8 protein-coding genes are annotated in these 15,001 nt (G+C 42.9%); 7 read left to right on the forward strand and 1 reads right to left on the reverse strand.

Translation table 11 applies throughout. The features are described 5' to 3' along the window. Positions 1-24: 24 nt before the first annotated feature. From OGM16_08630 to OGM16_08645, 4 genes are read left to right on the forward strand one after another with little or no spacing between them, the layout of a single operon-like run. The gene (locus tag OGM16_08630) at positions 25-807 is read left to right on the forward strand and encodes an ABC transporter substrate-binding protein (GenBank protein ID UYJ48417.1); all 783 of its coding nucleotides are present in this window, start codon (positions 25-27) and stop codon (positions 805-807) included. Then, positions 794-3,004 carry a response regulator gene (locus OGM16_08635; GenBank protein UYJ48262.1) on the forward strand — a complete coding sequence of 737 codons (2,211 nt, stop codon included), beginning with the start codon at positions 794-796 and terminating at the stop codon, positions 3,002-3,004. The genes OGM16_08630 and OGM16_08635 overlap by 14 nt, the downstream gene beginning before the upstream one ends. Beyond that, positions 2,982-4,832 (forward strand): ABC transporter substrate-binding protein, encoded by a 1,851-nt coding sequence (locus tag OGM16_08640; protein ID UYJ48263.1) that lies wholly within the window; start codon positions 2,982-2,984, stop codon positions 4,830-4,832. The genes OGM16_08635 and OGM16_08640 overlap by 23 nt, the downstream gene beginning before the upstream one ends. A gap of 5 nt (positions 4,833-4,837) precedes the next feature. Further along, positions 4,838-7,777, forward strand: coding sequence for a response regulator (locus tag OGM16_08645; protein UYJ48264.1), 2,940 nt, complete (start codon positions 4,838-4,840; stop codon positions 7,775-7,777). 336 nt (positions 7,778-8,113) lie between these two features. Here OGM16_08645 and glgP read toward each other — a convergent pair whose 3' ends face one another. Then, positions 8,114-10,387 (reverse strand): glycogen/starch/alpha-glucan family phosphorylase, encoded by a 2,274-nt coding sequence (gene glgP, locus OGM16_08650; protein ID UYJ48418.1) that lies wholly within the window; start codon positions 10,385-10,387, stop codon positions 8,114-8,116. Positions 10,388-10,619: 232 nt separating this feature from the next. Here glgP and OGM16_08655 point away from each other — a divergent pair, with 232 nt between their 5' ends. The 3 genes from OGM16_08655 to OGM16_08665 all read left to right on the forward strand — a co-directional run bounded on the left by OGM16_08655 (position 10,620) and on the right by OGM16_08665 (position 14,810). Then, positions 10,620-11,561, forward strand: a complete 942-nt coding sequence (locus tag OGM16_08655; protein UYJ48419.1) for an AraC family transcriptional regulator — start codon at positions 10,620-10,622, stop codon at positions 11,559-11,561. 47 nt (positions 11,562-11,608) lie between these two features. Next, a complete protein-coding gene (gene malQ / locus OGM16_08660) occupies positions 11,609-13,156 on the forward strand; it encodes a 4-alpha-glucanotransferase (GenBank protein UYJ48265.1) in 1,548 nt (515 codons plus the stop codon). Between the two features lie 166 nt (positions 13,157-13,322). Further along, complete coding sequence (locus OGM16_08665; protein UYJ48266.1) at positions 13,323-14,810, forward strand: cell wall-binding protein; 1,488 nt, start codon at positions 13,323-13,325, stop codon at positions 14,808-14,810. Positions 14,811-15,001 lie beyond the last annotated feature (191 nt).

The following is a 15,001-nucleotide window of genomic DNA, read 5'->3' on the forward strand; positions in this document are numbered from 1 at the left end:
GCTGGATTGATATTTCTTATATTAATGACAGTATTAATGACAGCTCTCACAGGATGCAATAAGACAGATAAAATAACTGACACAACGAAAAATCCTGCTATAAAAATCGGAAGTGATAATTATCCTCCCTATAATTTTCTAAACGAGGATGGCATGCCGACGGGAATAGATGTTGATCTGGCGACGGAAGCATTTGGAAGAATGGGATATAAGATAGAGATCATTCCCATCAGCTGGGAACAGAAAAAGAAACTGTTAGAAAATGGAGAAATAGACTGTATTATGGGCTGTTTTTCCATGAAAGGACGACTGGATGATTATCAGTGGGCAGGTCCGTATATGATAAGCAGGCAGGTTGTTGCAGTCAATCCTGGCAGTGATATCTATAAATTAAGTGATCTGAAGGGAAAAAAACTTGCTGTCCAGTCAACAACAAAACCGGAAGAGATATTTCTGCATCGGACAGATGAAAGGATTCCTAAGCTGGGTAATCTGATCAGTCTGGAAAACAGGGAATTGATATATACTTTTTTAGGAAAAGGCTATGTTGATGCTCTGGGAGCCCATGAGGAATCTATTATCCAATATATGAAGGATTATAATATGGAACTGCGTATCCTGGATGAACCACTTATGACAGTGGGGCTCGGAGTTGCTTTTGCAAAGGATGACACCAGAGGTATTTGCCAGAAATTAGAACAGACATTAGCTGACATGAAAGAAGATGGAACAGCCGCCAAAATCATCGGGAAGTATCTTGATGATCCGGAGAAATATCTGGAGGTAGATAAAATTGGAGAAGAATAAACAGGACTGGATAAAAATAAAATTCTGGACTGTCAGTGCAGTCCTGGGTATGTGCCTGATCTGTTTTACAGTTCTGTATTTTTTCTATTTTAGTAAAGCCCGTGAGGAATCCCGGCTTTTGAATATAGTAAATTATGTGAAGGTACAATGTTCTGTGTATACACGTTATAATGAGGTATCAGAATGTAAATGCCTGATACGTGCGATTGACAGTGCAAGACAGGTTAGTGTTGTCATAGATGCAAAAACACAGGACGGAAAAGAATTTAACAATCAGCTTTTAGAAGAATGTACAGACCAGTTATGGCTGACAGGTGCTATAGTACTGGATGCAAATGGAAACACGGTAGGTGAATATAGTGAGAGCGGGAGTAGGGATAGAAGCCGTTTTGCAAAAATACAGGAACATGTTAATAAAGAAACCATACTGGATATTGCAGACCATGAGGAAAAGGTGTATTCCCAGCAGATCAGCTGTGATGATGGAGGGCATATAGATGTAGCTGCCTGTGCCAGGAGAGATGAACCTGGTATTGTAATTACTTATTATTACACATCTGCTGAGTTTTTACAAAATTATAAGCTGACCATACAGAGCCTGTTAAATGGATATCAGACCTTTAGTGACGGAACGATCATGATCGTGGATAATGGTGTGGTCATTGCTTCCAACGATACCAGCCTTATCGGTCAGGATGCGAAAAAACAGGAGGTGATCCAGGCTTTAAAGAAAAATGCAGACAGCAGACATTTAATGCATTTAAATGTGGCTGACGATTCCTATTATGGACTGATGATGAAACAAAGGGATTATTACATTTATGCATATATTCCGGAGCGTACCGTATTTCATACGTTGCCCCAAAATGTGATAATGGTCATGTTTATTTATATGGTGGTGGTGACACTGGTATGGCTGCTTCTTAAAAAATCCAGGGAGAACAGCATTAAAATAGAAAAGGAAAGAGAACAGGAGTATCAGAGAAAACTTCTGGAAGCAGCTGAAAAGGCAGAGGCGGCCAATCGGGCGAAGACAGAATTTCTCCAGAGGATGAGTCATGATATCCGTACACCGATTAATGGGATCTGCGGAATGGTCGATGTGGGGGATCATTACAGCAATAATCTGCAGAAACAGGCAGATTGCAGGAAAAAGATCCGTGAAGCCTCAAATATTCTTTTAGAGCTGATCAATGAAGTCCTTGATATGAGCAAGCTGGAATCAGGGGAAATTTTGCTGGAAGAAAAGCCTTTTGATGTTTATAAGACAATAAATGATGTAATGGACTTGGTTAGCAGACAGGCAGATGAAAGGGGAATAAAGGTTGAACAGACAATAGAGATTAAGAACCGGAAATTACTGGGAAGCTCCCTTTATCTGAAACGTATGCTAATGAATATCCTGAGTAATGCTGTGAAATACAATAAGGATTATGGAAACATAGATCTAAGCTGCAAAGAAATCCCGTCACACAGTACAGAAAGTACAATGCTGGAATTTACATGCCGGGATACAGGTATTGGCATGAGCAGCGGATTTAAAGAGCATGTTTTTGAATCCTTTGCCAGGGAGCAAAAGGGCGGAGCTTCTAAATTTGGGGGAACAGGTTTAGGGATGACCATCACCAAGAACCTGGCAGAAAAAATGGGCGGAACGATCACCTTTGAAAGCGAGAGGGACAAAGGTACGACCTTTGTGCTCCGGATCCCATTTAAAATAGACCTGGATGCGGATAAACATAAAGAACAGAAGAATGTATCGGAAAGATCCATAAAGGATCTGAATATCCTTCTGGTAGAAGATAATGAGCTGAATATGGAAATTGCTGAATTTTTGCTCCAGAATGAGGGCGCCCAGGTGACGAAAGCATGGAATGGACAGGAAGCGGTTGAGATATTCGAAAAAAGCAGACCTGGTGGATTTGATGTCATCCTTATGGATATTATGATGCCGGTCATGAATGGCTATGAAGCAGCAAAGATAATCAGGTCTCTGGACAGGAAAGATGCAAAGGTGGTCCCCATCATTGCAATGACAGCAAATGCCTTTACCGAGGATAAGCTGAAAGCAAAAGAAGCAGGGATGGATGAACATATTGCAAAACCGGTTGATGTGAAATTACTGGTAAAAGTGATCAGCGGATTAGTGGAAAATAGTTTTGGGGGGATCCGTAATGAAAAAGAAAAAATGGAATAGATTGTTTTCTGTACTTTTTGTGATGGTGACAGTTATATCACTTCTGTCAGGCTGTGGCAGAAAGCGTGCAGAAAAAGAAGATGCAGAAACGATCACAGTATATTTGTGGTCCACGCAGCTGTATGAAAAATATGCCCCATACATCCAGAAACAGCTTCCGGATATTAATATTGAATTTGTGGTAGGTAATAATGACCTGGATTTCTACCGGTTCCTGAAGGAAAACGGTGGATTGCCGGATGTTATAACCTGCTGCCGTTTTTCACTTCATGATGCAAGCCCACTTAAAGACAGCCTGATGGATCTTTCCACAACCAATGAGGCAGGTGCTGTCTATAATACATACATTAACAGTTTTACGAACCGGGATGGCAGCGTAAACTGGCTTCCTGTGTGTGCAGATGCCCATGGCTTTGTAGTGAACAGGGATCTTTTTGAAAAGTATGATATTCCTCTGCCAACAGATTACGAAAGCTTTGTTTCTGCATGCAGGGAATTTAAAAAAGCAGGTATCCGTGGTTTTGCTGCAGACTATTATTATGATTATACATGTATGGAAACGCTGCAGGGACTGTCTGCTTCAGAGCTTTCTTCAGCAGCCGGACGCAAATGGCGTACCATCTACAGTGATCCGGAAAATACAAAAAGAGAAGGTCTGGACAGTACAGTCTGGCCGGAGGTCTTTGAACGTATGGAGCAATTCATAAAGGATACAGGATTGAGCCGGGACGATTTGGATATGAATTATGATGATGTGACTGAATTGTACAAAAACGGTAAGGTTGCCATGTATTTTGGCAGTTCTTTCGGTGTAAAAATATTTCAGGACCAGGGGATCAACACAACATTTCTGCCATTTTTTCAAGAGAACGGCGAAAAGTGGCTGATGACTACACCCTATTTCCAGGTGGCATTAAACCGTGATCTGACACAGGATGAAACGCGCCGGCAGAAGGCAATGAAGGTGCTGAATACAATGCTTTCAGAGGAGGCACAGAACCAGATCGTTTATGAGGGACAGGATATATTAAGCTATAGTCAGAATGTAGATATCCGTCTTACAGAATACCTGAAAGATGTAAAGCCTGTGATCGAAGAAAACCATATGTATATCCGTATTGCGTCAAATGACTTTTTTGCCATTTCTAAGGATGTGGTTTCCAGGATGATCTCAGGGGAATACGATGCAGAGCAGGCTTATCAGTCATTTAATACCCAGCTTCTTGAGGAAAGCACCACTTCTGAGAATATCGTGCTGGAGCCACAGAAAACTTATTCTAATATTTTTCATACCGATGGGGGGAATGAAGCGTATTCTGTTATGGCAAACACTTTGCGGGGTATTTATGGCACAGATGTGCTGATCGCATCAGGAAACAGCTTTACAGGAAATGTACTTAAGGCAAAGTACAGTGAAAAAATGGCAGGCAGAATGATCATGCCAAATGGTCTTTGGGCTTACAAGTGTACGATGAGCGGGTCTGAACTGAAGGAGACAGTCAGAAACTTTGTAGAAGGCTATGAGGGAGGTTTCATTCCTTTTAACAGGGGCTCTCTGCCTGTAGTCAGCGGCATTTCTGTGAAGGTCAGGGAAAATGACGATGGCTATACGCTGGATAAAGTTACAAAGAATGGAAAAGTAGTTGGGGACAATGACAGGTTTACTGTAACCTGTCTGGCAATACCGCGACACATGGAAGCTGATCCTGCAGGTAAAAATATTGTATTTGACAGTGGAGATATTTCTGTGAAAGATACCTGGACAGGACATATTTCGGAGGGTAATGTTATTCTTGCAGAGCCTGAAGACTACATTACCCTGAGGTGAGAAGAATGGATATTGGAAATCGTAATACAGACAGAGAGAACTTTTTCATAAGAAAACGATTAAGGATAGCTGTCTTTATTGTTTTCTTCATTGGGATCGTTTTGACTGTTTTCCGGTATTTTGAGTTTGTGTCGAAAACGGTTTATGAGGAAAGTGTTTCTCATTTGACTGAGGTTTTTCGTCAGTCAAATAATGTGTTAAATGAACTGACAAATAAGAATCTGACCTATCTTCATATGTGGGGGGAGTATCTGCAGAAGACTTCTGATGAAAGCGAGATCCGTGATTATGTAGATAAAGCCCAGGATGAAGCCGGTTTTTTATATTTCTATTTTCTGTCAGCTGACGGCAACTATAAGATGTTAACAGGTGAAACCGGCTATCTTGGATTGCAGGAAGATCTTGAAGATAAGATAGCACAGGGGGAGGATATCATAACAAATGCAGTAGTTCCCGGAAAACCACAGATGCTTGTATTTGCCAGCCCCCAGTATCATGGAAGCTATCAGGGATTTGAATATGACGCAATTGCCATTGCATATGAAAACGCTGATATAGTAGATGTACTGGATATCTCTGCTTTTAATGGAAATGCCAAGAGTTATGTGGTTCATCCAGATGGCCGTGTTGTCATCGATCATTCCTTTGAGGCATGGGGAACCGTGTATAATTTCTTTGGTGTTTTAAGAGAGCATTCCAATATGTCCGAAGAAAAGATCCTTGAACTTTCAGGGAAATTTAAAGAGGGACGTACAGATGCGATGCTGGTGAACCTGGATGGAAGTAACTACTATCTGATTTATGGAAGATCGAAATATCAGGACTGGATATTTCTGGGACTTGTCCAGGCTGATATAGTCAATGCCAGCATGAATTCTCTGCAGCTTCGGACTATGCTCCTTGGAGGGGCCATAGTGTTCGGTATTGCTGTTTTTATTATTGAACTGATCCTCCAAAAGAACAGGATAAGCCTGAAAAGAAGGGATATTGAGATCCTCTATAGGGATGAGCTGTTTCAAAAGCTGTCAATGAATGTAGATGACGTTTTTCTGATGCTGGATGCAAAAACATATAAGGCAGATTATGTAAGTCCCAATGTGGAAAAACTGCTGGGTATTACAGTAGAACAGATCCAGAAGGATATTGGTGTTTTGGGAAAACTGCATTTTGAAGATCCAAAGAAGAATTATCTGAAAGAGATTCAGGTAAATGAGCAGCAGGAATGGGATTTTGAATATGTTCACCAGAAAACAGGGGAACAACGCTGGTTTCATATTATTGCAATGGGCAGTGAGGTAAACGGAAAAAAGAAATATATCCTGGTTATGTCTGACCGTACCGTTGATAAGAAAATGAACCAGGCCCTTTATGAGGCAGTCCGCGCTGCGGAGACTGCCAACCGGGCAAAGAGTACATTCCTTTCCAACATGTCCCATGATATCCGCACGCCAATGAATGCTGTTATCGGTTTTACTACACTGGCTGTAAGCAACATTGACAATAAGGAAAAAGTCAGGGATTATCTGGGAAAGATCCTTTCATCCAGCAACCATCTGCTTTCACTGATCAATGATGTACTGGATATGAGCCGTATAGAGAGCGGGAAGATACATCTGGAAGAAACAGAGGTCAGTCTGTCTGATATGCTCCATGATCTGAAGACGATCATCAGTGGACATATCTATGCGAAGCAGCTAGAGCTTTATATGGATGCCATGGATATTACAGATGAGGATGTTTATTGTGATAAAACGAGACTGAACCAGGTGCTGTTAAATCTTTTGTCTAATGCGATCAAGTTTACTCCTGCAGGGGGAACCGTTTCTGTCCGGCTGAAGCAGTTTCCTGGGGCGAAAAAGGGCAGTGGGCTGTACGAGATCCGGGTAAAGGATAGCGGGATCGGTATGAGCCAGGAATTTGTACAGAAGATATTTTCTCCTTTTGAACGGGAGCGGACATCCACGGTCAGCAGGACTCAGGGCACCGGGCTTGGTATGGCCATTACCAAGAATATTGTGGATATGATGGGGGGAACCATTGAGGTTCGGACAGAGCAGGGCAAAGGAACTGAATTTATAGTCCGTCTTCCATTGCGGATCCAGTCAGAGCAGCGCAGTATAGAGAAGATTGCAGAGCTGGAAGACCTTAAGGCATTGGTTGTAGACGATGATTTTAATACCTGTGACAGTGTGACAAAGATGCTTGTAAAGGTTGGAATGCGTTCAGAATGGACACTTTCAGGTAAGGAAGCCGTTCTTCGTGCACGGCAGTCTATGGAACTGGGGGATGCATTCCATGCTTATATCATCGACTGGCGTCTGCCGGATATGAATGGTATTGAAGTCACCCGGCAGATCCGCAGTATGGGTGATGATACACCGATCATTATCCTGACTGCTTATGACTGGTCAGATATTGAAGTAGAAGCCAGAGCAGCAGGAGTAAATGCATTTTGTGCAAAACCGCTGTTTATGTCAGATATCAGAGAGACACTGATGGCTGCTATCGGTCAGAAGCAGACCGGGGCAGAGGACCGTATCCTTCCGGAAGCAGGTCCTGATTTCAGAGGTAGATGTATATTGCTTGTGGAAGACAATGAGTTAAACCGTGAAATTGCTGAGGAGCTTCTTAAACAATATGGATTCCTGGTTGATATAGCGGAAAATGGAGCAGAGGCAGTGGAGAAAGTGAAGAATTCAGCACCAGGCACTTATGATCTGGTGCTTATGGATATTCAGATGCCTGTAATGAACGGATATGAGGCCACGGAGCAGATCCGTGCACTGGAGGATCCGGCACTGGCAAAGATCAGGATCCTTGCAATGACTGCCAATGCTTTTGACGAAGACAGAAAGCAAGCACTGAAATGTGGTATGGATGGATTTTTGTCCAAGCCGATCGTAATGGAAGAATTGATCCGTACATTACAAAATAATATGATGTAAGTGTCAAAAGTATAAATTGCGTTTGTGCTCGCACAAATAAGCAATTTATACTTATTGACACGCCGAACACCGAAAACGAAATAAAATGGTGTGAACACGCCATTTTATGGGAGTTTGAGGTGTTCGAGGATTGCGGGAATTGCATAGCAATGGAGCAATCCGGTTACATCAGTGAGTGGCAAAATTTACTTTTGACACTCACATCATAATATGAAATGAGCCAGATCACAGCCATTTACCCATGTTTTTGGCGGGTCTGAAGTAAAAAAGCCTCCTGCAAACTTGCTTGCAGGAGGTTTTTCTGACCTTTTGAACATAGTATTTTTGAATCCAGGATCATCTTAATTTCCAGATATCCCGGTCATACTCCCCGATCGTTCTGTCAGAGGAGAAATATCCGGCCTGGCTGATATTGACTAACATTTTTCTTGCCCATGAGGTGCGGTCTTCGTAGTCAGCGAAGGCCTTTTCTTTTGCTTCGCAGTAAGCTTTGAAATCCGGGAAGGTCATAAACCAGTCTTTGTTTAACAGTTCTTTGTACAGGCGTTCCAGGTTCTCTTTATCGCCTACGGCTAACATTTTCTTGCTGATGATGAAGTCTACGGCTTCTTTAATAGCCGGGTCTGCATCGTAGTAGTCTTTGGAGCAGTAGCTGGCGTTTTTGTAGCGTTCAATGACAGTCTCACTGGAATCACCGAAGATGTAGATATTGTCATCGCCTACCAGCTCATGGATCTCTACGTTAGCGCCGTCATCGGTTCCAAGGGTTACAGCACCATTTAACATGAATTTCATGTTTCCGGTTCCGCTGGCTTCCTTGGAAGCAAGGGAGATCTGCTCGGAAATATCGCAGGCCGGGATCAGCTTTTCAGCCAGAGTAACATTGTAGTTGCTTACCATAACTACATTTAAGTATGGTTTTACCTCAGGGTCCTTTTCAATGATCTGCTGCAGGCAGAGGATCATATGGATAATATCCTTGGCAATGATATAGGCAGGTGCAGCCTTTGCCCCGAAGATGGCAGTGATCGGTGTAGTTGGTTTTTTACCCTTTTTGATCTCCAGGTATTTATGGATGAGATAAAGGGCATTCATCTGCTGTCTCTTGTACTCATGAAGACGTTTGATCTGGATATCGAAAATGGAGTCCGGGTTAATGGTGATGCCCTGGGTCTTTTCCAGATAGTCAGCCAGCGCTGCCTTTTTCTGGGCCTTGATGTCTAACAGGCGGTAAAGCTGTTTCAAATTCTTTGTGATAACAGGTGTATTTAATTTCTTTAATTCTTCTGCATCTTTCTTAAATCCGTCCCCAATAAAACTGGTGATGAAGTCAGTCAGTTCCGGATTGCTGTGCAGCAGCCAGCGGCGGAAGGTAATGCCATTGGTCTTATTATTAAACTTCTCAGGATAAAGCTTGTAGAAGTTGTTTAATTCAGTCTCTTTTAAAATATCAGTGTGAAGGGAGGCAACACCGTTTACGCTGAAGCCATAGTGGATGTCAATGTGGGCCATGTGCACCAGATCATTTTTATCGATGATATAAACAGATGGATCATCGAATTTGCGGCGTACCTTATCATCCAGGACCTCCATAATAGGAAGGAGCTGTGGAACGGCCTCTTTGAAGAATTCTACCGGCCACTTTTCCAGTGCCTCTGCCAGTATCGTATGGTTGGTGTATGCGCAGCAGTGGCTTACGATCTCAATGGCATCGTCCATTTCCATGCCGTGTTCTGTAGTCAGCAGGCGGATCAGTTCCGGGATGACCATAGTTGGATGGGTGTCATTGATCTGGATCACAGCGTAGTCGGCAAGGTCATAAAGAGTGGAACCTTTGGCAATGGCTTCGTCTAAGATCAGTCTGGCAGCATTGCTGACCATGAAATACTGCTGGTAGATACGAAGGATACGTCCTTCTTTATCACTGTCGTCCGGATAGAGGAAAAGAGTCAGGTTTTTGGCAATATCGGTCTTGTCAAAGGAAATACCGTCCTCTACAATGCTTTCATCTACTGTTTCCACATCAAACAGGTGGAGCTTATTGGTTCGGTTGTTGTAGCCGGTAACTTCAATGTCATACATACGGGATGTAAGGGTGAAGTTCTTGTATGGAATTTTATAGGTTACATCTGTTTTTGTCAGCCAGGAAGTATTCTCAATCCAAGGATTTGGTTCTTCTGCCTGTTTGTTGTCTTTAAACAGCTGCTTGAAAAGACCGAAATGGTAATTTAAACCAACGCCGTCACCATTTAAGCCTAAAGTGGCAATAGAGTCCAGAAAACATGCAGCCAGACGTCCAAGACCACCGTTTCCAAGAGATGGCTCAGGCTCGGTCTCCTCTACTGCACTTAAGGATTTTCCATTTTCTTCCAGAAGGTTCTTTACTGTATCATAGATCCCAAGATTGATCATGTTGTTGGAAAGCAGTTTGCCGATCAGAAACTCAGCGGAGATATAGTAAAGCTTTTTCTTTCCCTGATTGGATTCTTTGTCTTTTGCCATTTCCTGTACCAGAGATAAAAGTCCTGTATAAAGCTCTTTTTCAGAGCAGTCAGAGATTTCCTTTTTGCAGAGAGCAGTCAGTCTGTTTTTTAATATTTCTTTTGTCATTGTATGTTCAACCATGAAATTCATTTCCTTTCTGTGGTAATATGTCAACGTGTATCCGTATGCATTTTTCAGATGCTTATGGGAACATTATAAAAAACAAATTTCTTTCTGTCTTGCAGAATGCCAGTATATTATAGTACAATACTATCAAAAAATGAAAAATAGGATAAGAAAATAACAGTTGAATGAAAAGTGGCTGAAAGAAGACGGGAGAAAGGAATGGGTGAGGAAGATGAACCAGGGCTATCATGAAATAAAAGAGCATGGAAAAAGAGGGTTCCCTTTTAACATTTATCCCTGCTCTATCCCGGTGGATTTCACACATGTGGCTCTTCACTGGCATGAGGAAATGGAAATTATCGCGGTTAAGAAGGGAAATGGGCGGATCACGGTGGACACAGTATCTTATCCTGTGTCAGAAGGAGATATTCTGGCTGTTTTTCCAGGTCAGCTTCATGCAATCTCCTGTGGGAGCGGGGAAAGAATGGAGTACGAAAATATCATTTTCCGTATTTCTATGCTTATGGGAGATAATGGAGACGGCTGCACGGTGCATTTTCTTAGTCCCCTGCAGGAAGGACAGGCAAAAAAGCCGGTTCTGATACAAAAAGGACAGCCGGACTATGAGGTGTTTGGGAACGTGATACGGGAGTTGGATAAATTTTCGCAGCAGCGGGGAAATGGGTACCAGCTGGCGGTTAAGGGACAGTTGTTCCTGTTTTTGTATTATGCTTATGGCAGAGGGATTCTATTTGCTGAAAAGAAGCCGGGGCATGCAAGGGAGAAGATCAAGGGGATATTGGACTACATCCGGGAACATTTTGGGGAAGAGATCAGTATTAAGCAGGCGGCAGAGCTGTGCTTTTACAGTGAGTCACATTTTATGAAGTATTTTAAGCAGTATGCGGGGATGTCTTTTATCCAGTATCTCAATGATTACCGGCTGACCAGGGCTGGGGAATTTCTGCAGAATACAGAGGAAAGTGTGACCCAGATCGCATTGAAATGTGGATTTGAAAATCTTTCTTATTTTAACCGGCTGTTTAGACGAAAGTTTGGGGTGACGCCGGGGCAGTATCGGGGAGAGAAAGAGCAGTCAGGTAGTTGGGAGCAGCCCGAACGTCAGGAGAGCGTTCACTTTTGTTGTAGGGGAATAAGAAATGTGCTACACTAAGATATAAATGACAATACTTTCACAGCAAAAAGAAGGGAATCAATAATATGAGAGAATGCGGCATGCTTCTTCCAATCGCCAGTCTGCCATCTAAGTATGGCATTGGCTGTTTTTCAAAAGAAGCTTATGAATTTGTAGATCAGTTAAAGGAAGGCGGACAGGGCTTCTGGCAGATCCTTCCATTGGGCCCTACGGGTTTTGGGGATTCGCCTTATCAGGCATTTTCTGCTTTTGCAGGAAATCCTTATTTTATTGATCTGGAGCAGCTGATCCAGGAAGGCCTTCTTACAGAAAATGAATGTGAAGAAGCTGATTTTGGTGATGATGACCGGTTTATTGCTTACGATAAAATATACAAAGCACGGTTTAAGGTACTGAAAAAGGCTTATGAACGGTGGAAAAAAGAGGCTAAATGGACAGAAAATGTGGAAAAAGCAGGGACAAAGGCTGAAAAGATGGATCATCGTCAGTTCCTTAAGTCTAAGCTGGATCCTGAAACCAGAGAATATTGCTTTTATATGGCAGTAAAGGATCATTTTAAAAGTGCCAGCTGGAATAAATGGGATGAGGACATCCGGCTTCGCAAGACTGCGGCAGTAGAGAAATACAAAAAAATGCTGGAAGATGAGATGGGATTTTATGAATTCCAACAGTTTCAGTTTAATGAACAGTGGAGCCGTTTAAAAGCCTATGCCAATGAAAATGGTATCCAGATCATTGGGGATATCCCCATCTATGTGGCTTTTGACGGGGCTGACAGCTGGGCTCATCCGGAGCTGTTCCAGTTTGATGGGGAATGTCTGCCAAAGGCAGTGGCCGGCTGTCCGCCAGATGCATTTTCAGCAACAGGTCAGCTTTGGGGAAATCCGCTGTATGACTGGGGATATCATAAGAAGGATCATTACAGCTGGTGGATCAAACGTATGGAGTACTGTCTGAAGCTGTATGATGTAGTGCGTGTGGATCATTTCAGGGGTTTTGAAGCATATTATTCCATTCCTTATGGGGATCTTACCGCTGAGTTTGGCCATTGGGAAAAGGGACCGGGACTGGAGCTGTTTGACCAGCTGAAGAAAAGCCTGAAAAAAGAGAAGCTGCCCATCATTGCAGAGGATCTGGGCTTTCTGACACCGGAAGTCCATGAGATGTTAAAGGAAAGCGGATTCCCGGGAATGAAGGTACTGGAATTTGCTTTTGATGACACAGAAAACAGTGATTATCTGCCTCACAAATTCACAGAAAACAGTATTGTGTATACAGGAACCCATGATAATGATACCCTGGTGGGATGGTACGAGACCATGAGCCGGAAAGATAAGTCCTTTGCAAGGGAATACATGGGCTGCCGCCATACCCCGAAGAAGGAGATGCACTGGGAGTTTATACGTCTGGCTATGGCAAGCCCGGCGAAGCTGGCAGTAATACCGGTGCAGGATTATCTGGGACTGGGAGCAGAGGCGCGTATTAACGAACCGTCTACACTTGGAAAAAACTGGAAATGGAGGCTGCTGCCGGGAGAGCTGAACAGTGATGTTTTAAAGCAGTGCAGGAGAATGGCGAAATTGTATGGACGTCTCCCGGAAATAAATATGTAAGATGTCCTCACGGAGTCTTTGTCTCAGACATCAAAAGTAGCGTTTAAGGAATTGTTATGTAAATATTCAAAATTAATTCATGTATTTGCCTGATTTTTCTGATAAAATGATATTGGGAGAATTTGCAAAAACATGAGTAAGCAGCCATTTTTAGGAGGGATAGAATATGAAAGATCAGAAACGTTGGATGACAAACTGGATCAGGGCACTGGTTGTTGGAACTTTGATCGCCGGGACAGTTCCGCTTTCTGTTATGGCAGCGGAAAAAGGCTGGGTCAATGAAAATGGAGCAGTTCATTTTGTGGACAGCAATGGTTCTTATGCAAAGAATGAGTGGAAAACTTCCCAGGGAGTGTCCTATTATCTGGATGGAGAAGGCAATCTGGCAAAGAATACCTGGATCGATGGAACTTACTATGCCGGGGAAGATGGCAGCATGACAAAAGAATCCTGGATCTATGTGGATGAAAATGAGGGTTCTATGAAATCCGGCTGGTATTATCTTGGCCGGAACGGAAAAGTTGAGAAAAATGACTGGAAGACTATAGAAAAGGCAAAGTATTGTTTTGACAGTGACGGCAGGATGCGTACCGGCTGGCATTATGAAAACGGGGATATTTATTATCTGGGAAATGGTTCTGAGGGTTATACCAGAAGCGGCTGGTACTTCCTGGAAAGCAATGGAAAGAAACGTCCGGCAGAGGGAAGTATTTCAAAGGATCTTGTCCCTGATTCCGAAAATGGAAAATGGTACTATTTCCAGTCTAACGGCAAGGCAAGAAAAGGTGAAAACGGCGTTCCAAAAGAAGCGGCTATTGACGGAAGGAAATATTATTTTGATGAAAACGGTGTTATGCTCACCGGCTGGCAGTGTGTAAAAGAAAAGGCAGAGCCGGGAGACGGAACAGGCATCAGCCGTTTTGTATATCTTGGCGGAAAAGAAGATGGAATGTTAAAGGGGCAGTGGCTTGAAACTTCTGAAAGACCATGGGATACAAAGGCATGGAGCACTGCACTGAATGTCCAGGCAGTGAGAAAGACCAATGCTGAGGAAACAGCTCTTATGAAGAAGGATGGTTCCCGATGGTTTTATCTGGAAAATAATGGAAGTCCGTTGTTTTTATCAGCAGATGCCACCGGGGTGAAGGACGGAGCCGTAAAAATAGATGGAAAATATTATTTCTTTGATTCCTACGGTGTCTGCCAGTCCGGACTGATCAAATTCACTTCGGGAGGCAAGACGGAGACTGCTTACTTTGATCCGGAAGCAGGCGGTGCCATGAGCATTGGGCGTAATACCAATGCAGTGGATAAGAAAGATAAGGTTTATACCTTCTGTTCCGGTACATCCGGTTCTGAAAAGGGATGCGGTGTTACAGGTGAAAAGGACGGTTTCCTCTATAATAATGGTCTTTTAGTCAGTGCTAAAGAGGGAAGTTCCTATGGGCCTTTTAAGGTTGCAGGCCAGATCTATCTGGTAAATGAGAATGGAAAGGTGCAGACAGAGGAAAAGAAGTATTCTTCTAATGGAAAAGCTGCCTATATCATTGAAAATGGAAAGGTGTTTACCTTAGATAAAGACGGGGAGAAAAAGAGTGAGGCAACCGGTCTCAGTCTCCCCTATGCAGGCTGGAAGATCCAGTATCAGAGATAAAAGTGAAAAAATATCATAAAATGCTGCAGGGCGCTGAACTCTGCAGCATTTTTGCACTTCACTGTATACATAGGAATACTTGAAAAAAGAATGGTGGTCTGCTATACTTGATTAACAAAAAAGCCCCTTAACATGAGGAGACCCCGGTCGTTTCCAACCGGGGCAATTATGAAAAATCTATGTGCAATTTG

It is taken from the genome of Lachnospiraceae bacterium (genome assembly GCA_025758065.1).
Taxonomy (GTDB): domain Bacteria; phylum Bacillota; class Clostridia; order Lachnospirales; family Lachnospiraceae; genus Enterocloster.